Source organism: Planomonospora corallina, from assembly GCF_042650625.1.
GTDB classification, from domain to species: Bacteria; Actinomycetota; Actinomycetes; order Streptosporangiales; family Streptosporangiaceae; genus Planomonospora_B; species Planomonospora_B corallina.
Map to the genome: position 1 here is coordinate 1 of NZ_JBHSBM010000008.1, position 18,563 is coordinate 18,563.

An 18,563-nucleotide genomic window follows, 5' to 3' on the forward strand; every position below is an offset into this window, starting at 1 on the left:
GCCAAGCCGAACCCGTACGGCCACCGGCGAAGATCGGCTCCGCACGGAAGAGCAGGAGCGACGAATGAGGCGTGCTCCGTGCGAGCCATGTTTCACGTGAAACCTGGCGAGGGGCGATGGGCGAGATGTTTCACGTGAAACACGGACCGGGAGGAGGCGTCCGTGTTTCACGTGAAACAGCCGCTCGGCTCCCGGCGGGAGCGTCAGGAGCACGCCTTGACGGCGGTGCGGATGTCGGCGACGAAGGTGTCGACGTGGTCGGGGGTGGTGTCGAAGGAGGTCACCCAGCGGACCACGTTCTCTGTCTCGTCCCACATGTGGAAGAGGTAGCGCTGCTGGAGGTCGGCGATGGCCTTCTCCGGGAGGGCGGGGAAGACGGCGTTGGACTGCACCGGGTAGCGCAGGGAGACCCCCGGGAGGTCGGTGACGCCGTCGGCGAGACGGTGGGCCATGGCGTTGGCGTGGGCGGCGTTGGCATGCCAGAGCTCGTCGGTGAGCAGCGCGGTCAGCTGGGCGGAGACGAAGCGCATCTTGGAGGCGAGCTGCATCCCCTGCTTGCGCAGGAACAGGGCGGGGCCGTCCAGCTCGGGGCGGAGGACGACGAGGGCCTCCGCGCCCATGGCTCCGTTCTTGGTGCCGCCGAAGCTGAGCAGGTCCACACCCGCGTCGGTGGTGAGGGCCCGCATCGAGCAGCCGAGCTCGGCGGCGGCGTTGGCGAGGCGGGCACCGTCCATGTGCAGGAAGAGTCCGTGGGCATGGGCGAAGTCCGCGAGCTCGGCGATCTCGTCGGCGGTGTAGGCGGTGCCGCACTCGGTCACCTGGGAGATGGAGATGACGCGCGGCTGGGCGTACTGGGTGTTCCCCAGGACGGAGAGGTGCCCACGGACGGCGTCGACTGTGAGCTTGCCGTCGTCCGTGGGGAGGGGGACGAGCTTGGCGCCCAGGACCCGCTCGGCCGCGCCGCACTCGTGCGTGTTGATGTGCGCGGTGACCGGGCAGAGCACGGAGTCGTAGGGGCGCAGGGCCAGGCCCAGCGCCACGACGTTGGCGCCGGTGCCGTTGAAGACCGGATAGGCCGTCGCCTGGCCGCCGAAGTGCTCCCGGAACGCCTCCTCCATCGCCGCGGTCCACGGGTCGGTGCCGTAGGCGGGAGCGTCTCCGGTGTTCGCGTCGGCGATGGCGGCGAGCACCTTGGGGTGCACTCCCGCGTGGTTGTCGCTGGCGAAGCTCTTGGGAAAGAGGGTGGAGGTCAGCACAGAGCCAGCGTATGGGAGCCGGTTCTCCGGGTGATCGGGTGGGGTGGAGGAGGCCTGAAGCGGACGGCCGGTGGCGCACGGGCGGACGGCGGCTGTTCAGCCGGCCGGGCCGTCCCTGTGTCCTCGGCCTGCCGGTCGGTGGCGTTCGGACGGCCGCCGGGCCGTACCCGTGAGGTGCGGCCCGGCGGGGGCGGGTCAGGCGGCGCCGCGGGTGGCGGCCTGCTCCAGCAGGGAACGGCAGATGGAGCCGAGATCCCGGTCGGAGGCCTCGACGGCCATGGGGAAGAGGGAGGTCTCCGTCATGCCGGGGGCGACGTTGACCTCGAGGAAGTGGGGCCGCCCGTCCCCGTCGACGATGAGGTCGGTGCGGGAGAGGTCGCGCAGGCCCAGGGCGGTGTGGGCGGTCACGGCCATCTCGGCGCAGGCGGCGGCGGCCTCCGGCGAGAGCCGCGCCGGGGCGAAGAACTCCGTCCGGCCGGCGGTGTAGCGGGCGGCGTAGTCGTAGACCCCGTTGTCGGGGACGATCTCCACCGGGGGCAGGGCGGCGGGGCCGTCACCGAGGTCGACCACGGAGACGGCGACCTCGACCCCCTCGACGTAGCGTTCGATCAGGGCGGTGTCGCCGTAGGCGAAGCAGCCCACCATGGCGGAGGGCAGATCCTCGGCGGTGCGCACGATCGAGGCGCCGAGCGCGGATCCGCCGCGGGACGGCTTGACGAACAGGGGGAGTCCCAGCCGCTCCACGATGCGGGTCAGCACGGCGGATGCGCCGAGGTCGTGGAACGTCTCCTTCGGCAGGGTCACGGATTCGGGGGTGCGCAGGCCCGCCTGGCGGACGACGGTCTTCGCGGTGGGCTTGTCGAAGGCGATCCGGCAGGCTTCGGACCGGGCGCCGACGTAGGGCACGGAGAGGAGGTCGAGCACGGAGCGGATGGCGCCGTCCTCACCGGCGCCGCCGTGCAGCGTCACGAAGACCGCGCTCGGCGGGTCGGCCAGCACGCGGGGGACGAGAGCGGCGTCGACGTCACACGTCTCCGCGGAGACGCCCGCCGCACGCAGCACGTCGCTGACCCGGCGGCCCGAGCGCAGCGAGACCTCCCGCTCGTAGGACAGCCCACCGGCCAGGACGAGCACGTGGCCAAGATCACTCATCCGAAAACACCTTCTCCTCAAGGCCCGTGCCGAGTCCGCCGAGCCGCTCTTCTCACTGATCGGGTCGATCTGTCGAACGACAACGTCGGATGTCACCGTACGGCACGGCGAGGGAGGTGACCTAGGTGGCGGGCCGCCGGGGGGGGGAGGAGTGGCGGGCGGAGCGGCCGGGTCCGCACACGGTGCCCGTGCTCCGGCGGCAGGACGCGGGCGCCGTTTCCGGCTCCGCGCCGCGGCCTCCCTCCGGCGGGCCCGCGTGACAGGGGCCCGCCGGAGGGAGACCTACGCCAGGTCGGGGCCCGGGGTGTCCACTCCGATGTGGCCGGGGAAGGTGCCGGTGCCGAACGTGTCGCGGAGCTGGAGCTCCTGCTCGATCACCCCGGCCAGCCGGCGCACCCCCTCGCGGATGCGCTCGGGCTCCGGGTAGCAGTAGGACAGCCGCATGTGGCGGGCGCCGCTGCCGTCGGCGAAGAACCCGGTGCCCGGCACGAACGCCACCCGCTCGGCCACCGCGCGGGGCAGCAGGGCCTTGGAGTCCAGCCCTTCGGGAAGGGTCGCCCAGACGAAGAAGCCGCCGCTCGGCCGCGTCCAGGTGCACTCGTCGGGCATCAGGGACTCCAGCGCGGAGAGCATGGTGTCCCGGCGCTCCCGGTAGAGCTCCTGGAACGCCTTGATCTGCTCGCGCCACGGCTGGGTGGTGAGGTACTGCCCCACGGCGAGCTGCGTGAAGACGGAGTGCGAGAGCACCGCCGACTCCATCGCGAGCACGAGCTTGTCGCGGATGGCGTGCGGGGCGAGCGCCCAGCCCACCCGGAACCCGGGGGCGAGCGTCTTGGAGAACGAGCCGAGGTAGACGACGCCGTCGGGGTTGTCGGCGCGCAGCGCCCGCATGGGCTCGCCGTCGAAGCCGAGCAGGCCGTACGGGTTGTCCTCGACGATCAGCACGCCGGCGCGCTGGCAGATCTCCAGCACCTGCGTCCTGCGCTCGGTGTTGAGCGTGACCCCGCCGGGGTTGTGGAAGGTGGGGATCGTGTACAGGAACTTGATCCGGCTGCCCGCGGTCTGCAGCGCGTAGATGGTCTGCGCCAGCGACTCGGGGATGATGCCCTCGTCGTCCATCGCGATGTGCACGACCTTCGCCTGGTAGGCGGCGAAGGTGCCCAGCGCGCCGACGTAGGAGGGGCCCTCGGCGAGGATGACGTCGCCCGGGTCGATGAAGATGCGGGTGATCAGGTCGAGGGCCTGCTGCGAGCCGACGGTGACCACGACGTCGTCGGCGTGGCCCTCGATGCCCTCCAGGCGCATGACCTCGCAGATCTGCTCGCGCAGGTGCGGGTCTCCCTGGCCGGAGCCGTACTGGAGCGCGACCGGGCCGCGGCGGGCCACGAGGTCGGCGACGAGCTCTCCCACGACGTCCAGGGGGAGGGCGGTGACGTACGGCATGCCGCCGGCCAGCGAGACCACCTCGGGCCTCGATGCGACGGCGAAGAGAGCTCGGACCTCGGAGGCGACCATCTCGGTAGCTCGTGCGGCGTACCGGTCGACGTAGGCATCGATGCGCGACCCGTGGGCCGCGACGGTCCGACCGTGATCCGAATCCTGGGGCACGGTCCACCTCCTCGTCGTATGGGAGCACAACGTGCTCAAGCTAGGTAAACCAGGGTACGTCAGGGGCACCTGTACTCCCCGTGGGGGATCGGAGCCCTGAAACGACGCCCCTCGCTGGGCTACGATGCCAGCTGGGGGAGCCGTTTTCGCGGGTTTTCCCGCCGTGGCCAGGAAGGCCTGGGCACTCGTCTCGCACGCGATTGGGGCCAACAGGTGTCGCGTCGGCTGGTGAACGTCACTCTCGACAACCTGGACGACCTGCCGCGCCGCTGCCGCCGGTGCGTCTTCTGGGAGCTCGATCCGGTCAGCGGGGACCGGGCGGTGGAGTCGGGCGATCCGGGCCTGGAGAAGGAGGCGTGGATCTCGGCCACGCTCCTGGAGTGGGGCAGCTGCGGCAAGATCGCTTATGTGGACGGCGCCCCGGCCGGTTTCGTGCTGTACGCGCCGCCGCTCTACGTGCCGCGCTCGGCGGCCTTCCCGACCTCGCCCGTCAGTGCCGACGCCGTGCTGCTGATGACCGCGCACATCATCCCCGAGTTCTCCGGCGGCGGTCTGGGCCGGATGCTGGTCCAGGGGGTGGCCAAGGACCTGACCCGGCGCGGGGTGCGGGCGATCGAGGCGTTCGGCGACCTGAAGTGGGAGCAGCCGGGGGCCTGCGTGATGCCCGCCGACTATCTCCTCGCGGTCGGCTTCAAGACGGTCCGGCCGCACCTGCGCTTCCCCCGGCTCCGGCTGGAGCTCAAGAGCGCCGTCTCGTGGCGTGAGGACGTCGAGGTGGCGCTGGAGAGGCTGCTGGGCTCCATGAACCCGGAGAGGGCTCTGCGGCCTGTCTGAGGCGTTCTGAGCGTCGCCGACGCCTCATCGGCGTCCGTGAGCGCTCCAGGCCGAGGCAGCCGGGATGGCGGGCGGGGTCGCGGGTGGGGGGAGCTCCCGTTCCCGTGGGCGGCCCCCGGGAACGCACGAGAGCCCCCTCGGGGGAAGGAGGGGGCTCTCTGGTGGGTGTGCCGCTCGGAAGCGGGTGGTACGGCCGGCGCCGTGGGGAGCGGCGGCCGCAGGGGGCTCTCCGGGAGCCCCAGCCAGCAGGCTCCTAGATGATGCCCTCGAGCTCGCGGAGCAGCATGGCCTTCGGCTTGGCGCCGATGATCTGCTTCACGACCTCTCCGCCCTTATAGACGTTCATCGTCGGGATCTGGAGTACGCCGTACTGGCCGGCGATCGCCTGATTTTCGTCGACGTTGAGCTTGACGATCGTCAGCTTGTCGCCGTGCTCCTTGGCGATCTCCTCCAGGATGGGCGCGACCTGGCGGCACGGGCCGCACCATTCGGCCCAGAAGTCCACGAGGACCGGCTTGTCGCTCTTGAGCACGTCGGCCTCGAAGCTCGCCTCGGTCACGTTCTTGATGTCGCCCACTTCATCACTCCTGTCGTCGGATGGTCGGTCTGAAGTTCGGTCGGCGATCCGGCCGCCGGGCCTGGCGGGCGGCCGGAGTCGTGGGGACGGGCCGCCGGCTCAGTCGCCGTGCTCGGCCAGCCAGCGCTCGGCGTCCAGCGACGCAGAGCAGCCGGTGCCCGCGGCGGTGATCGCCTGACGGTAGGTGTGGTCGACGACGTCGCCGGCGGCGAAGACGCCGTCGAGGTTGGTGCGGGTGGAGGGGGCGTCGACCTTGATGTAGCCCTGGTCGTCGAGCTCCACCTGGCCCTTGACCAGCTCGGTGCGGGGGTCGTGGCCGATGGCGACGAACAGGCCGGTGACCGCCAGCTCGCTCTCCTCGCCGGTCCGGATGTTGCGCAGCCGTACGCCGCTGACCTTCTCCTCGCCCAGGACGTCGACGACCTCGCTGTCCCAGACGAAGCGGATCTTGTCGTTGGCGAACGCGCGCTCCTGCATGATCTTGCTGGCGCGCAGCTCGTTCCGGCGGTGGACGACGGTCACCGAGTTGGCGAACCGGGTGAGGAAGGTGGCCTCCTCCATGGCGGTGTCACCGCCGCCGACGACCACGATGTCCTGCCCGCGGAAGAAGAAGCCGTCGCAGGTGGCGCACCAGGAGACGCCGCGGCCGGAGAGCCGCTTCTCGTTGGGCACGCCCAGTTCGCGGTAGCCCGAGCCGGTGGCGAGGATGACGGTCTTGGCGTAGAAGGTGCCGGTGGCGGTCTTGACGACCTTGGGGGCGGCGGTCAGGTCGACCTCGACCACGTCGTCGGCGACGAGCTCGGCGCCGAAGCGCTCGGCCTGCTTGCGCATGCCGTCCATGAGGTCGGGGCCCATGACGCCGTCCGGGAAGCCGGGGAAGTTCTCCACCTCGGTGGTGTTCATCAGCGCGCCGCCGGCGGTGACCGAGCCCTCGAAGACCAGGGGCTTGAGTTCGGCGCGCGCGGAGTACACAGCCGATGTGTAACCGGCGGGACCCGATCCGATGATGATCACATTCCGGACGTCCATCACGCGTTGCGCCTTTCCCTCTGCTGTTGCCGGTCGCAACAACAGATCCTAGGCGTCGGTGATTCCCGAAGGCGCGCAAGCCCGGTACGGACGGATCCGTACCGGGCCTGCGATGTCCGTGCGGAGGTTACTTCCAGCCGGCGAGGGCGGGCTTGCGCACCGTCTCGCACGACGGGCCGACCACGTGCACGCGCACCTGGTTCCTGGCCTCGTTGTGCCAGAACAGCACGATGTTGGCCTCCTGGCCGTTGTAGTAACCCTGGTCCACCGCGAACGGGGCCTTGCCGACCTTCGCCGAGACCTGCTGCACGCAGCGGGCCAGCTGGGAGCTGTCGGAGGTGTCCCGTGCGATGGGGGCGGGGCTGATGTACTCCATCAGCGAGCCGCGCAGCTCCTGGTCGGTGTAGTTCCAGTTGCTGGCGGTCAGCTGGTAGTCGGCCGTGGAGGTCGCCGGTGCGGGCTGGGCGATGACCTGCTCCCGCTCCGGGCCGGTCGCCGAGAGCATGCTCGTCGCCACCACGGTCGCGCCGACCACGGCCGCCGCCACTCCGGCCACCGCCGCGGGCATCGCCCAGCGGCGCCGCGCCGCGGCGGCGCGCCGCCGGGACGGGGTCACCGGGGTGACGGTGCCGTCGTCGCCGACGACCCCCAGCCGCACGGGCTCCGGCCGGGCCTCGCGTTCCGGCAGGACCACCGGCTCCTCCTGCGGGAGGGGCGCCGTCTCCCACGGCGCGTCACGCATCATGTCGTCCCAGGCCGGTGCTTCCACCAGCCCGATTGCACCTCCACGGAAGTTCTCGGCCTCGGCGGCCAGGGCGCGGTCGATGCGGAGTGCGACTCCCATCGGCATCGCAGGGGTAGGCGTCGCCGCCAGGAGCTCGCGGACCGCTGCGAGGTCGGCGAGGCTCTCGCCACAGGGATCGCAGATCGCGAGATGCTCGCGAACCCGCATGGCCGTGGCGGCGTCGAGGAGGCCCTCGGCCAGCTCGGCCAGGACCTCCAGATCGTAGTGCGTATCACCCGTCACGAAGTTCTGCTCCCTTCGCCGATGAGACGCGAGATCGGTCGGATCGGTTCCGCAGATGGGAAAGAATGGGGACAAGTTTCGCGCGGCCTCGCGCGCACCGGCTCTTCACCGTTCCGCTCGGCACCTGCAGGACCTGGGCCGCGTCCTCGACGGAGTAGCCCATCATGTCCACGAGCACCAGCGCCGCCCGCTGGTCGGCCGGCAGGAGCTTGAGCGCGGAGGAGACCTCCATGGAGACCTCGCGCTCGGCCGTCTGGTCGGGGACCGGCGTGTCGCGCTCGGCGGCCTCGATCAGCTCGTCGTCGGCCACGGGCCGTACGGCCTTGCGGCGCATGCGGTCCAGGCAGGCGTTCACCACGATGCGGTGCAGCCACGTGGTGACGGCCGCCTCGCCGCGGAAGCTCTCCGCCTTGCGGTAGGCGGAGACGAACGCGTCCTGCACGGCGTCCGCCGCCTCGTCGGGATCGCCGAGCGTGCGCAGGGCGACCGCCCACATGCGGTCTCGGTGGCGCTTGACTATTTCGCTGAAAGCGTGCGGGTCCCCGGCGATGTGCCGGGTCAGCAGATCGGCGTCGGACATGCTCGTCCGTGCCGTCTGCCGGCCCGCCGTCGGCGGGATATCGGGTGGGGAATTCACAAGGAAAGTCCTGCTGTGCCGGTCCGGGAGAACACCTCTACGAGATAGATGGTGCCATGGAATCTCACATGATCGGCAAGGAGAACGGCAAAATAGATCAAATCAGACTGGTTTCGCCCCACCGGTCACTTGACCGCGCGGATCTTCACCTCGTTCACCTGCGCACGGTACCTGCCCTGGTGGGGAGGGGCCTCGGTGAACCAGAGCAGGACGTAGCGGCCCTGCTTCGGAGACTTGACGGAGAGGGTCTTCTTGCCTCCGAGGCCGGAGATCTCCGCGACCTTGCCGAGGGCGTCCAGGCTCTTGGACTCGCCCACCCGCACTTCCATGGCGCCGCCGGAGACGGGGCCGAAGTCGGCGGTCACCTCCGTGACGGTCACGCTCTTCTTCAGGTCGATCAGCAGGCCCACCCCGGTCTTCAACCGGCCGAAGTCGGCGGAGTTGTAGGACTGCGAGTACCACTCGGTGGAGGGCTTGCCGTCCAGCGCCAGGTGCGCCAGGTCGCTGCGCTCGTCGCCGTCGTCGCCCATCGGGTCGAAGCCCTGGGCGGATCCGGGCTTCACCTCGCGGGTGGCCGGGGCCTTCGAGGTGGGCGTGGGCGCGGCGCTGACGGTGGCGTCCGAGCCGCCGCCTGCGTTGCCGATGCTCCGGCCCAGCGTCCAGGCGCCCAGGCCGACGGCCGCCATGACCAGCAGCACGACCACTCCGACGGCCACCTTGCCGAGCATCCCGCCGCCTCCGGAAACGGGCGGCCGGTGGATCGGCTGGTACGGCGGGAGCGTCGGCGGCGTGGGGGGACGCTGCGGGGAGTCGGCGACCTCCAGGCCCTCGGAGCGGGAGGCCGTCACCACGGGCGCGGGAGGCGTCGGCATGGGCATGGGCATGGGCGCGGGCCGGGGCACGGAGCTGAGCGCCTCGGCGACCTCCGCGGGGCTCGTCAGCGGGGCCTGGCCGCGCTTGCTCTCCGGCAGGATCGCCCGGCAGACGATGGTGTCGAGGTAGCCGGGCACACCGGCGGTGACCTGGCGCGGCGTGCAGAAGTGCCCGCCCGACATGGGGGCGACGGGCAACCCGCCGGGGGTGTCCTCACCCGGCCAGTGACCGGTCAGCCCGGCGTACAGCAGGCGGCCGAGCCCTTCGGCGTCGCCCCGGGCGGCGTCCTCGACCCTCATGCTGTCGTGCACCACGTCGGCCAGGACGGCGTCGACCCCGAGGCCGAGCAGCTTGACCGTGCCGCCCGCCGTCCACACCAGGTGCTCGGGGGTCAGGCAGAGGTGGGGCACGCCGGCCTCGTGGGCGTGGACCAGCGCCTCGGCGACCTCCGCGACCAGCGCGGCGGCCCGATCGGGCTCCAGCGGCCCGGCGGCGACCAGGTCGGCGAGGTTCTCCCCGGTCACCCACTCGCTGACGACGTAGGAGCAGCCCTCGTCCTCGGTGGCGTCGAAGACCTGGGTCAGCCGGGGGTCGGTGAGGCGGCTGGCCGTACGGGCGGCCGAGACCACCTCGTCGATGCGCGGGAAGTCGGGACCGAAGGTGTGGACGGCGACGGGCCGGGCGAGCACCTCGTCGATGGCCTTCCAGAGCGTGGCCCCGTTGGACTCGTGAACGCGGTCTTCGAGCCGGAACCGTTCGGCCAGCTTCGTGCCGGGCTCGATCGCCGAGGAGGTGCTCATGAACTCTCCGAAACTGGGAACGTGTCGGCGCCGCGTCCGGCGGGCACGCCGGACCACATCGCACGATGCCGGGTGGATCCGCCCACGCCCTCCTGCTTCCACTCGCCGCGTGTCGTCACACGTTCGCACCATGGTAGTGCCGCACCGTTCCCCCCGTGTTCTGCCTACCGGACGGAGGGGGAAAACCTCCGGCTCACCGCCGTGCCCGTCCTGTGACCAGCCCGACGATCGAGCTCACCTCGGGGATGCGCATGCGGTGGGCGATGACCAGGTAGAGCGCCAGGCCGAGCCCGCCACCCGCGGCGAGCATGACGACGGAGCCGAGCGGGGTCAGGCCGACCGACTCCTGAGTGATCCAGAGTACGCCGAGAGCGAGCAGCGTGCCCGGCAGGGCCGCGGTGTACATCCGGGACAGCCCCGTGCCCACCACGCGCCCGTTCAGTCCGCGGGTGCGGCGGGAGGCCAGGACCCAGGCGACCGCGGTGCCCGTCGTGTAGGCGGCGGCGAGCGCGCCGGCCAGGCCCATCACGACGTACCGGGGCGGCAGGACGGCGGCGGCCAGCACGCTGAGCGTGATGCTCACCGCCGCGTTGCCCACCCCGATGAAGACCGGGGTCCGGGTGTCGCCGAAGGCGTAGAAGACGCGGAGCAGGAGCTGGAAGAGCGAGAACGGCACCAGCGCCAGGCCGAAGACCTGCAGCACGTTGCCGATGTAGATCGCGTTCTCGGTGTCGTTGTTGCCCCAGGAGAAGATCAGCACGGCCACCGCCGGCCCCAGCACCATCAGCAGCAGCCCGGCGGGCACCAGCAGCACCGAGACGAGCCGGACCCCGGAGGCGAACTCCTCGCGGACCGCGCCGAGGTCGCCGGCGTTCGCCGACCGGCTCATCCGGGGCAGCATCGCGGTGATCACCGAGACCGCGATGATCCCGTAGGGGAGCTGGAAGAGCTGGAACGCCTGCGCGTAGGCGGTGTTGCCCGCGCCCTCGACCTCCCCGCCCGCGCCGGTGGAGATCTTCATGGTGACCCAGAAGGTGATCTGGGTGACGAGCACGTAGACGACGCCCCAGAAGGCGGTCCGGCCCATCTCGCCCAGCCCGGTGCCGCGCAGGCCGAACCGGGGCCGGAAGCGGAAGCCCGCCCGGTGCAGCGCCACCATCAGCACCAGGCACTGGACCACGATCCCGCCGGTGGTGCCGAGCCCGAGCAGCGCCAGGTCGGCGTCGCTCACCGTCTCGACGTCCGCGCCCGGCTTCCCGGCCGTCACCAGGTAGAGGACCAGGACGCCGATCATCACGACGTTGTTCAGCACCGGCGCCCACATCGGGGCGGCGAAGCGGTCGCGGGTGTTGAGGATCGCCCCGGCGATCGCGCCGAGGCCGACGAAGGCGATCTGCGGCAGCACGTACCGGGCCAGGACGACCGCGACCTCGGTCTGCCGGGCACTCCAGCCGGCGTCGGTGTAGAGCTCGATCAGCGGCCGGGCGAGCAGCACCGCCGCCGCGGTGAGCACCACCAGCGCCACCGTGCCGACCGTCATCAGCCGCTGCTCGAAGGCCCGGCCGCCGTCGGGATCGCTCTGCTGGCGGCGCACGATCGACGGGACCACGACGCTGCTGAGGATCCCGCCGAGCAGGAAGTCGAACAGGATGAACGGGATCGCGTTGGCGATGTTGTAGGCGTCGCCCATGGGGCCGCTGCTGAGCGCCGCCACGAGCACCGCCGACCGGGCGAAGCCCGTGACGCGGGAGACCAGCGTCCCCGCCGCCATGATCGCGCTCGCGCGCAGGACCCTGCTCATGCCGCTTCCTCTGCCTCTTCCTCCGCTGGTCGGGCGCTCCGGCGCGGGACGCGCCGCAGGCCCTCACGAACTCCCGGGGACCTCCCCCGGACCCGCGTGCTTCAGGACTCCGTGCCCGCGGGCACGCTCTCGCGTGGTTTCGGCGCGGCGGCCGCGGTCCGCCGGGCCCCCCTGCGGCGCAGCACGCGCAAGGTCACGGCGGCCAGCATCACCAGCAGGGCCGCGCCCACGATCACCAGGGCGATCCCGGTGTAGCCGGTGGTCCGCACGGTCATCCGCACACGCTGGCCGTACGCGCGGCCGTCGTCGGTGGTGAGCTGGACCACGACCGTGGTCTGGCCGCCGGAGACGCCCGTGGTGGACATCGGGACCCGGACGGTCTGGGTCTGGCCGCCGGCGATGACCATCCGGCCGTCGTACTCCCCGATCTCCAGCCTGCCGGGGCGCTGCGAGGTCACCTTGACCCGGACCACGACCGTGCTGTCGGGATCGCTGCGCTCGTTGCGGACGCTGATCGGCACCTCGCCGTCGTCGCCGGCCAGGGTGCGCAGCTGCTCCGTCTGCTCGCTGCCGATGATCCGCACCTGGCCGATCCGGTCGTCGATCGTGCTCCGGAGCCGGTCGACGTACGACTTGGCGGTCTCGGTCCGGCCCCGCCAGGCGGTGGAGCCCAGCCGCAGCAGCGCCAGGTTGTAGGTGCCGGAGTCGTCGGCCGCGTCGTCGTCCGGGGTGACGGCGGTGGCCAGGCTCGCACGCCCGCTGACCCGCCGTACGCCGGTGAGGTAGCTCTTGCTGAGCTCCGCGCGCTGGTGCTGCGTGGTGTAGACGAGGTCGACGCGGGGCGGGTCGGTCTTGCCGGGCTTGATCGCGTCGAGCGTCGTGGGGGTCAGCCAGGGCAGGGAGGAGGCCGTGCGCACCAGCTCGGCCACGTGGCCCGGATCGGGCGACCAGCGGCGAGGCGGGACGACGAGCACGCTTCGCGAGGAGGTGACGGGCTCGGCGCTGATCGTCGCGGTCTCCGCGATGAACCGCTGCCGGTTCAGCAGGGCGGCGCCGGGCGCGGAGGTGTCCGCGCCGATGACGTCGCTCAGCGCCGGGTCGGCGACCAGGGCCTTGACCGGGCCGCTCACGCTCTGCAGGGTGGCGGCGGCGTGCGGGGTGGTGGCGGGCGCGGTGCCGGGGGCCGTGCCGGGAGGCGCGGCGGGCGGCAGGTTCGCCTGGCTCAGCAGCACGGTGCCGACCCCGGCGGTCGCCAGGAGGTCCAGCCCGTCGTGGTCGAGCAGCCCGCCGACCGGCCAGTTGACGTCGGTCGTGACGGCGCGCCCGAGGATCTCCCTGCCGACCCTCCCGGCCGCCTGCACCCCCGTCCGGGGAGCGCTGTCGAGGCCGTTGTGGGCCAGGGAGACCACGTCCGGGTCGGCGTAGGGGGTGACCGCCACGGGCGCGGAGGCCAGGGCGGTGCGCAGGTCACCGAGCCACCTGGCCGCGGCGGCGTCGGCGGGCCGGCTCACGGTCCGGTCCCCGGACTTCACCCGGTGCGCCCTGCCCGCCGCCCGGACGTCGTCGAGCAGCGCGGGATCGACCATCCAGGTGACGCCCTTGGCCGAGGCGGTCTCCTGGGCGAGCTTCAGCAGGTTGCCGAGGCGCTTGCCGTCGGCCAGGGAGGCGGGGAGCTTCTCGTCGAGGAAGGTGCCGTCGTCGGCCCGGTGCGGCTGGTCGATGATCGGCAGGACCATGGCGACGCGGGTCCGGGGCGCCTCGGCGTCGGGAGGCAGGTAGGTCACGAACGTGCGCTGGACCGCGACCTGCTGCCAGGAGGCGTCGCGCACCTCGACCGTCAGCGGGTACGCGCCGAACCGGAACAGGCCCAGCTGCTGCGGGGTGAGGACGAACTCCCACGGCGTCGCGGCCGCGCCGCCCAGGGGCTGCTGGAGCCACTTCTCCTCACGCAGCCCGGTCGGCTGGTATCCCTCCTGCCCGGCGAGATAGGCCGCCATGTCGGCCCGGCGGGTGAACGGCTGCGCGGAGTAGAGCAGCCGGTAGCGCAGGCCGGTCAGCGGCTCGGTGCCGGTGTTCCTCATGGAGCCGGAGATCTTGATCTCGGCGGTCGGCTCCCGGGGCACCTCGGGGCTGATCGACTCGATCGCGAGCTGGAGGGTCTGGCGGCTCGTGCTCGTCGCGGCGTTCACCGTGCCGCCAGTGGCCACCGCCGCGAAGGAGAGCAGCGTGGCGAGGACGACGGCGAGCAGCGCGGGCTTGCGGATCACGTGCCGGCCAAGGGTGAAAAACGGCGCACGCCCGCAATGCTATGGCCTATCCGACGAGGCGGGCTGTCATGGGTTCCCCCCGGGGGCGGGGGACGGAGAGGTCGACGATCTTCCCGGGGACGAGTTCCAGCAGGTCGCCGGCGTCGATCCGGAGTGCCGCGTGCCGTTCCCCGGTGGGGGTGTGCACGGGGCCGCCGATCCGGGTGAGCCGCTCGTCCACGAGCACGGTGAGGCCTGTGGGGAGCAGCAGCGGGCAGATCAGCCCGGCGGCGTAGTCGGTGGCGGAGTTGACGGTGAAGGCCGAGGCGGGCCGGACCCGGCGCACGTCCAGGACGCCGCCGACGGTCCCGGAGCGGGGCGGGGCGCCGACGGGGGCGACGACCGCGACGACCTCCGGGCCGAGCCGGGTGGTGACCTCGAAGACGGTGACGCCCACGCAGGAGGCCGGGTCGGCGGACAGGACCTCGGGCAGCTCCTCCGCACTCGTCAACATGCGGGGAAGGCGTACGATCTCATGATGGATCTGGTGCGCGAGGAGCCAGCGGTGGATCGCGAGGGCATCCTTCATACAGGTCCTCCTTGCCTCGGGGTTCGGCTCCACCCGGACCGCGGCTGAACGTAGCCTGGTGATCGCTGTACGGCGTCTCCCTAGTGGGGAACGTGTTCCCTGAACCGAAGGACCTACCCGGTTTGTCCCTTTCGAATCTGTCTGAGAGCCAGCGGCGCGGTATGGCCGAGCTGTTCCGCAAGATCGCGCCGATCGCCGACGAGCTCGGCGAGCTGTTCGCCGCACGCGGATACGAGATCGCCCTGGTCGGCGGTTCGGTCCGCGACGTCTTCCTCGGCCGGATCGGCAACGATCTCGACCTGACCACGGACGCGCGGCCCGAGACCGTCCTGGAGCTCATCCGGGACTGGGCCGACTCCATCTGGACGGTCGGCATCGACTTCGGCACGGTCGGCGCGCGCAAGGGCAACTGGCTGCTGGAGATCACCACCTACCGGAGCGAGTCGTACGACCCGAAGTCGCGCAAGCCCGAGGTGGTCTACGGGGACACGCTGGAGGGCGATCTCGCCCGGCGCGACTTCGCGGTCAACGCCATGGCGCTGCGCCTGCCCGGCCGGGAGTTCGAGGACCCGCACGGGGGCCTGGACGACCTGCACGCCAAGGTCCTGCGCACCCCCGGCCCGGCGGAGCGGTCCTTCGACGACGACCCCCTGCGCATGCTGCGCGCCGCCCGCTTCGCCAGCCAGCTCGGCTTCACCGTGGACCCGGCGGCGCTGACCGCGATGACCATGATGGCCGGGCGGATCGAGATCGTCTCCGCCGAGCGCATCCGCGACGAGCTGGACAAGCTGATCTGCGGCGACCACCCGCGCGAGGGGCTGCAGATCCTGGCCGAGTCCGGGCTCGCCGCGCACGTCCTGCCAGAGCTGCCCAAGCTCCGGCTGGAGATCGACGAGCACCACCGGCACAAGGACGTCTACGAGCACACGCTGATCGTGCTGGAGCAGGCGATCGACCTGGAGGAGAAGGGCCCCGACCGCATCCTGCGCTGGGCCGCTCTCATGCACGACGTGGGCAAGCCCAAGACGCGCCGGCACGAGCCCGGCGGCCGGGTCTCCTTCCACCACCACGAGGTGGTCGGCGCCCAGATCACGAAGAAGCGCCTGACGGAGCTGAAGTTCCCCAAGGACGTGGTGGCCGACGTCTCCCGCCTGGTCGAGCTGCACCTGCGCTTCCACGGCTACGGCACGGGAGAGTGGACGGACTCGGCGGTCCGCCGCTACGTCCGGGACGCCGGGCACCTGCTGGACCGGCTGCACAAGCTCACCCGGGCCGACTGCACCACCCGCAACCGGCGCAAGGCGCAGGCCCTGTCGCGGACCTACGACCAGCTGGAGGCGCGCATCGCCCGGCTGGCCGAGGAGGAGGAGCTCGGCAAGATCCGTCCTGAGCTGGACGGCAACGAGATCCAGCGGATCCTCGGCGTCCCGCCGGGGCCGACCGTCGGCCGCGCCTACAAGTTCCTCCTCGACATGCGCATGGACGAGGGCGTCGTCGGCAAGGAGGCCGCCACCGAGGCCCTGCTGGGGTGGGCGCGGGCCAACGGCGTGCTGCCCGGCTGAACCCGGCCGTCCGTACGGCGCCGGCCCGCGTGGGCCCGCGCCGTACGGCGACGGCCGTCCGGTGCGCGGATCAGGTCATGGATCAGGCCACGGATCAGGTCACCGATCCGGTCGTGGATCAGGTCACGGCGACGACGGCTGCGACTGCGCCGGCTCCGGCTCGGGGAGCCGGTCCGGCCTGACGGCCCGGTAGAGCAGGGCGCCGCCGAGATAGCCGGCGGTGATGAGGCCGAGCACGAGCGGTGACTTGCCGTCGGCGGGCAGCAGCGCCGCCGCGCAGGCCGCGGCCAGCACGAAGCTGCCGTTGAAGAGCATGTCGTAGATCGAGAAGGCCCGGCCCAGGTAGGCGTCGTCGACGTCCCGCTGGACGGCCGTGTCCGCGCAGATCTTGATGCTCTGCCCGGCGACGCCCAGCACGAAGCCGCCGGCCGCGAACCCCCACTGCTGGAACGGCGCGCACAGCGCCAGCGTCAGCAGCCCGGAGGCGGTGAGCATGATCGGGACCCAGCGGTGCAGGCCGAACCGCTCGGTGGCCCAGGGCGTGACCAGCACGGCCAGGAAGTAGCCCACCCCGGAGGTGGCGACCACGATGGTGGCCGTCTCCAGGGCGTCCTCGGCGCTCTCGGCGAAGTAGTAGCGCGAGAGCATCACCAGCATCGCCGTGCACATGCCGTACATGAACCGGTGGGTGGCCATCGCGCCGAGCGCGGCCGCGGCGGCCCGGTGGTGGGCGATGTGCCGCGCGCCGTCGACGAGGCCGCTGACGACGTTGCGCACCGCCTCGCGGACCTGCGGCCGGTCCGGGTCGTAGGCCGGGCCGAGCAGCGACCGGTCCATGGTCCGGGCGATCAGCGCGCTGAGCCCGAAGACCAGCCCGGAGACGAGCAGGAGCACGGCGACGCCCTGGTGGTCGGCGCCGAAGACCTTCCTGAGCAGGAAGCCGACGCCCGCGCCGACGAAGGTGAGCACGGTGCCGGAGGTGGGGGTGACCGCGTTGGCGACCAGCAGCCGGTCGGCCGGGACGACGTGCGGGAGCGAGGCGCCGAGCGCGGCGAGGAAGAAGCGGTTCACGGCGAGCACGCAGAGCGCGGCGGCGTAGAAGAGCGCGTCGGGGACGCCGGCCGCGAGCAGCGCCGCGGTGGCCAGCAGCAGCGCGCCCCGCACCATCGGGGCGACGACCAGGATGCGCTGGCGGGACCAGCGGTCGATGAACACGCCCACGAAGGGGCCGAGGACGGAGTACGGCAGGAGCAGCACCGCCAGACCCGCGGCGATCTCGACGGCGCTGGTGCTCGTCTCCGGGCTGAAGAACGCGAATCCGGCCACGGCGAACTGGAAGATGCCGTCGGAGAACTGGGAGACCAGGCGGGTGCCGTACAGCCGCCGGAAGTCCCGACCTTCCAGGACCACGCGTAGATCGGATACGAATGACACGGGCTCAGCCTACGTGTGGGAGAGGGGGACGGGGATCAGGGATGTCCCCGGGATTGTCAGGAGTCATATCGGATGCGTCGAGTGCAGATATAAGGACTTTTCGCCCTCTATCTCTGTTCGGGCGTGATGACCAAACATGATCTCGTAGTCTCGATCCGTGACACCTGATGAACACGTCGTGCTCCTCGACGACGAGGGGAACGCGATCGGGACGGCGCCCAAGGCCGCGGTACACGGTCTCGACACCCCTCTCCACCTCGCCTTCTCCAGCTACGTGTTCGACGGCGACGGGCGGGTGCTCCTGACCCGGCGGGCCTCGCACAAGCTCACCTGGCCGGACGTGTGGACCAACAGCTGCTGCGGCCACCCGCTGCCCGGCGAGCCTGCGCACGACGCGGTGCTCCGGCGCCTGGCCTACGAGCTGGGCCTCACCGTGGCCGGCGCCGACCTGCTGCTGCCCCGCTTCTCCTACCGGGCGGTCATGGACAACGGCGTCGTCGAGCGGGAGCTCTGCCCGGTCTACCGGGTCGTCGTCTCCGGCGCGGCCGCGCCCAACCCCGACGAGGTCGGGGAGACACGCTGGATGCCGTGGCAGGAGTTCGCCGGGGGCGTCCTGGACGACCGCCTGCCGATCTCCCCGTGGTGCCGCGAGCAGGTGCCGTACCTCGACAAGCTCGGCGCCGACCCCCTCGCCTGGCCCGTCGCCGACCCCGCCGACCTGCCTCCCGCGGCCCGCTGATCCTTTCGCCGGGCGGTGCGGCGGTTCCGTGAACCGGTGGAGCACGGTGATGTGGGGCTGCCGTTGCTGTGAGGGCCCGCGTAGGGCGCATGGTCGCGCTCTGCGGGGCGGTGGTCCGGGCGGCCGTCGCAGTCACCGCCCGGTGGGGTCAGGCCTGCGGCCTGGCGGGCACGCAGGGTTGCGGTGTTTTATACGCCGCCCGGACCACCGCCCCGCGCCGCGCTCCTCGTGCCCCGCCGCAGGAGCGTGCGACCGTATGGATGCGGCCCTTTCCCGGACGACCATGCTGCTCGCCGATGCTGAAGCCACCGCTCGGGTCCGGTCCGGGGCGCCCGCCGTCGCCTTGCGGCCATCGTGGCGGGAAAGAGCTCACGGTCGCTCGCCGCAGGGAGCCCTGCC

At 71.8% G+C, this 18,563-nt stretch carries 15 protein-coding genes; 3 read left to right on the forward strand and 12 right to left on the reverse strand.

Features of this window, described 5'->3' with window-relative positions; translation table 11 throughout:
- Positions 1–203: 203 nt before the first annotated feature.
- The 3 genes from ACFOWE_RS02020 to ACFOWE_RS02030 all read right to left on the reverse strand — a co-directional run bounded on the left by ACFOWE_RS02020 (position 204) and on the right by ACFOWE_RS02030 (position 3,923).
- Positions 204–1,256, reverse strand: a complete 1,053-nt coding sequence (locus tag ACFOWE_RS02020) for a threonine aldolase family protein (protein WP_377285012.1) — start codon at positions 1,254–1,256, stop codon at positions 204–206.
- Between the two features lie 195 nt (positions 1,257–1,451).
- Positions 1,452–2,408 carry a D-alanine--D-alanine ligase family protein gene (locus ACFOWE_RS02025; RefSeq protein ID WP_377285013.1) on the reverse strand — a complete coding sequence of 319 codons (957 nt, stop codon included), beginning with the start codon at positions 2,406–2,408 and terminating at the stop codon, positions 1,452–1,454.
- Between the two features lie 282 nt (positions 2,409–2,690).
- On the reverse strand, positions 2,691–3,923 hold the full coding sequence (locus tag ACFOWE_RS02030; RefSeq protein WP_449301196.1) for an aminotransferase-like domain-containing protein: 1,233 nt from the start codon (positions 3,921–3,923) through the stop codon (positions 2,691–2,693).
- Between the two features lie 321 nt (positions 3,924–4,244).
- On the opposite strand from ACFOWE_RS02030, the gene ACFOWE_RS02035 reads away from it, so the two are divergent.
- Entirely contained in the window at positions 4,245–4,850 is a 606-nt protein-coding gene (locus tag ACFOWE_RS02035) for a GNAT family N-acetyltransferase (RefSeq protein WP_449301195.1), read from the forward strand.
- 253 nt (positions 4,851–5,103) lie between these two features.
- Here ACFOWE_RS02035 and trxA read toward each other — a convergent pair whose 3' ends face one another.
- The 8 genes from trxA to ACFOWE_RS02075 form a co-directional block, all read right to left on the reverse strand.
- Positions 5,104–5,427, reverse strand: a complete 324-nt coding sequence (trxA, locus tag ACFOWE_RS02040; protein ID WP_377285016.1) for a thioredoxin — start codon at positions 5,425–5,427, stop codon at positions 5,104–5,106.
- A 99-nt stretch (positions 5,428–5,526) separates the two neighbouring features.
- Positions 5,527–6,459: a thioredoxin-disulfide reductase gene (trxB, locus tag ACFOWE_RS02045; protein ID WP_377285017.1), complete on the reverse strand. Its 933-nt coding sequence runs from the start codon at positions 6,457–6,459 to the stop codon at positions 5,527–5,529.
- Between the two features lie 124 nt (positions 6,460–6,583).
- Positions 6,584–7,483, reverse strand: a complete 900-nt coding sequence (locus ACFOWE_RS02050; RefSeq protein WP_377285018.1) for an anti-sigma factor family protein — start codon at positions 7,481–7,483, stop codon at positions 6,584–6,586.
- Complete coding sequence (gene sigM / locus ACFOWE_RS02055; protein ID WP_377285019.1) at positions 7,473–8,063, reverse strand: RNA polymerase sigma factor SigM; 591 nt, start codon at positions 8,061–8,063, stop codon at positions 7,473–7,475. The genes ACFOWE_RS02050 and sigM overlap by 11 nt, the downstream gene beginning before the upstream one ends.
- Positions 8,064–8,245: 182 nt before the next feature.
- Positions 8,246–9,793: a serine/threonine protein kinase gene (locus tag ACFOWE_RS02060; RefSeq protein ID WP_377285020.1), complete on the reverse strand. Its 1,548-nt coding sequence runs from the start codon at positions 9,791–9,793 to the stop codon at positions 8,246–8,248.
- Between the two features lie 193 nt (positions 9,794–9,986).
- Entirely contained in the window at positions 9,987–11,594 is a 1,608-nt protein-coding gene (gene murJ / locus ACFOWE_RS02065; RefSeq protein WP_377285021.1) for a murein biosynthesis integral membrane protein MurJ, read from the reverse strand.
- Between the two features lie 101 nt (positions 11,595–11,695).
- The gene (locus ACFOWE_RS02070; protein WP_377285022.1) at positions 11,696–13,861 is read right to left on the reverse strand and encodes a hypothetical protein; all 2,166 of its coding nucleotides are present in this window, start codon (positions 13,859–13,861) and stop codon (positions 11,696–11,698) included.
- Between the two features lie 46 nt (positions 13,862–13,907).
- Entirely contained in the window at positions 13,908–14,429 is a 522-nt protein-coding gene (locus tag ACFOWE_RS02075; RefSeq protein ID WP_377285023.1) for an aminoacyl-tRNA deacylase, read from the reverse strand.
- 161 nt (positions 14,430–14,590) lie between these two features.
- On the opposite strand from ACFOWE_RS02075, the gene ACFOWE_RS02080 reads away from it, so the two are divergent.
- Positions 14,591–15,991 (forward strand): CCA tRNA nucleotidyltransferase, encoded by a 1,401-nt coding sequence (locus ACFOWE_RS02080; RefSeq protein ID WP_377285024.1) that lies wholly within the window; start codon positions 14,591–14,593, stop codon positions 15,989–15,991.
- 123 nt (positions 15,992–16,114) lie between these two features.
- Here the strand turns inward: ACFOWE_RS02080 and ACFOWE_RS02085 are convergent, their stop codons facing one another.
- Positions 16,115–17,425, reverse strand: coding sequence for an MFS transporter (locus ACFOWE_RS02085; RefSeq protein WP_377285025.1), 1,311 nt, complete (start codon positions 17,423–17,425; stop codon positions 16,115–16,117).
- A 157-nt stretch (positions 17,426–17,582) separates the two neighbouring features.
- Here ACFOWE_RS02085 and idi point away from each other — a divergent pair, with 157 nt between their 5' ends.
- Positions 17,583–18,164 (forward strand): isopentenyl-diphosphate Delta-isomerase, encoded by a 582-nt coding sequence (gene idi, locus ACFOWE_RS02090; RefSeq protein WP_377285026.1) that lies wholly within the window; start codon positions 17,583–17,585, stop codon positions 18,162–18,164.
- Positions 18,165–18,563 lie beyond the last annotated feature (399 nt).

Coding starts and splice junctions, on each gene's coding strand:
- ACFOWE_RS02025 (WP_377285013.1), bottom strand. CDS start 2,408: ATGAGTGATCTTGGCCACGTGCTCGTCCTGGCCGGTGGGCTGTCCTAC.
- ACFOWE_RS02060 (WP_377285020.1), bottom strand. CDS start 9,793: ATGAGCACCTCCTCGGCGATCGAGCCCGGCACGAAGCTGGCCGAACGG.
- sigM (WP_377285019.1), bottom strand. CDS start 8,063: ATGTCCGACGCCGATCTGCTGACCCGGCACATCGCCGGGGACCCGCAC.
- ACFOWE_RS02030 (WP_449301196.1), bottom strand. CDS start 3,923: ATGGTCGCCTCCGAGGTCCGAGCTCTCTTCGCCGTCGCATCGAGGCCC.
- murJ (WP_377285021.1), bottom strand. CDS start 11,594: ATGAGCAGGGTCCTGCGCGCGAGCGCGATCATGGCGGCGGGGACGCTG.
- ACFOWE_RS02080 (WP_377285024.1), top strand. CDS start 14,591: ATGGCCGAGCTGTTCCGCAAGATCGCGCCGATCGCCGACGAGCTCGGC.
- ACFOWE_RS02075 (WP_377285023.1), bottom strand. CDS start 14,429: ATGAAGGATGCCCTCGCGATCCACCGCTGGCTCCTCGCGCACCAGATC.